The 1,610-nt window shown below is 48.3% G+C and carries 2 protein-coding genes; both read left to right on the top strand.

Features of this window, described 5'->3' with window-relative positions; all coding sequences use genetic code 11:
• Positions 1-3: 3 nt before the first annotated feature.
• Positions 4-1,299, top strand: coding sequence for a histidinol dehydrogenase (gene hisD / locus R7P67_RS23840; RefSeq protein ID WP_318086194.1), 1,296 nt, complete (start codon positions 4-6; stop codon positions 1,297-1,299).
• 15 nt (positions 1,300-1,314) lie between these two features.
• Positions 1,315-1,610 (top strand): aminotransferase class I/II-fold pyridoxal phosphate-dependent enzyme (locus R7P67_RS23835; protein ID WP_318086193.1); only part of this gene is annotated, 296 nt, incomplete at its 3' end.

Raw genomic sequence — 1,610 nt, 5'->3', positions numbered from 1 at the left:
GCAATGAGAACTGTTGTATGGCAATCACTGAGTGAAGAGCAACAAGATGCAATTTTAGAGCGTCCTGCCATTGCGGAAGGCGCGAATATTACCGCTGCAGTTGCGGATGTGATCGCAAAGGTGCGTACTCAAGGTGACGCAGCGCTATTAGAACTTACAGAGAAGTTTGACCGTGTAAAACCGGAATCAATCCGAGTTCCATCCAAAGAAATTAATGCGGCTTCAGAGCGCCTTTCTGCGGAAATGAAACAAGCACTAGAGCAGGCTTACAGCAACATTGCTAAATTTCATAAAGCACAAAAGCCACAACCAATTAAAGTGGAGACACAACCTGGTGTGATGTGTGAGCAAGTGACACGTCCCATTCAAAAAGTAGGGTTGTATATTCCTGGTGGTAGCGCGCCATTGCCATCGACAGTATTGATGTTGGGCGTGCCTGCAAAAATCGCTGGTTGTCGTAAAGTGGTGCTTTGTTCTCCTCCACCGATTGCAGATGAAATTTTATACGTTGCCAAGTTGTGCGGCATTGATGAAGTTTACAATGTCGGTGGTGGACAGGCGGTCGCTGCAATGGCGTACGGTACGAAAAGCGTCTCTAAAGTCGATAAAATTTTTGGCCCGGGTAACGCCTATGTGACGGAAGCAAAACGTCAAGTAAGCAATGACTTCCGTGGTGCTGCGATTGACATGCCGGCTGGCCCTTCTGAAGTTCTTGTGATTGCAGACGAAACCGCAGATCCAGACTTCATCGCAGCAGACTTGTTAAGCCAAGCTGAGCACGGCCCTGATTCACAGGTGGTTCTTGTGACACCATCACCAATTGTCGCGGATCAAGTAACGGATGCCGTTCAGCGTCAACTAAAAGCCTTGTCTCGTGCAGACATCGCGCAGAAGGCGTTGGCTTCAAGTCTGATTATTATTTCTGAGTCAATCACACAAGCGGTTTCTATCTCTAACTACTACGGCCCTGAGCACTTAATTGTGCAAACGAAGAACCCGCGTGAGCTACTTCCACTACTAGATAATGCGGGCTCTATCTTGCTTGGCGGTTGGTCTCCTGAATCTGCAGGTGATTATGCGTCGGGAACTAACCACGTGCTTCCAACTTACGGGTATACTCGTACTTACTCAAGCCTTGGCCTTGCCGACTTTTCTAAACGAATGACAGTGCAAGAGTTATCGGCTGAAGGTTTACAGAATCTCGCTCCGACTGTGGTTACGATGGCGGAGGCGGAAGGTCTCGACGCTCACAAACGTGCAGTCACCATCCGAGTAGAAAAGCTGACCAAAAATAGATAATAAGAGAGTAAAGAGATGGAAAAGCTAGCACGCAAACAAGTCCAAGAATTAACCCCGTATTTATCTGCTCGCCGAATTGGCGGCACGGGTGACGTTTGGCTCAACGCCAATGAATCTCCATTTAATAATGAGTACAAAACGGATTTTGCTCGCCTAAACCGCTACAGCGAATGCCAGCCAAAAGCGCTTATTTCTGCTTACGCTGCCTACGCGGGCGTAAAGCCAGAACAGACGCTTACTTCTCGTGGCGCTGACGAAGGTATCGAGCTGTTAGTTCGCGCTTTCTGTGAGCCAGGACAAGACGCGATTTT

The sequence above is a fragment of the Vibrio sp. Vb0937 genome (assembly GCF_033338855.1).
Note: the sequence above shows the minus strand (reverse complement) of the source record. Positions and strands in the feature narration are given on the sequence as shown.

Coding starts and splice junctions, on each gene's coding strand:
- hisD (WP_318086194.1), top strand. CDS start 4: ATGAGAACTGTTGTATGGCAATCACTGAGTGAAGAGCAACAAGATGCA.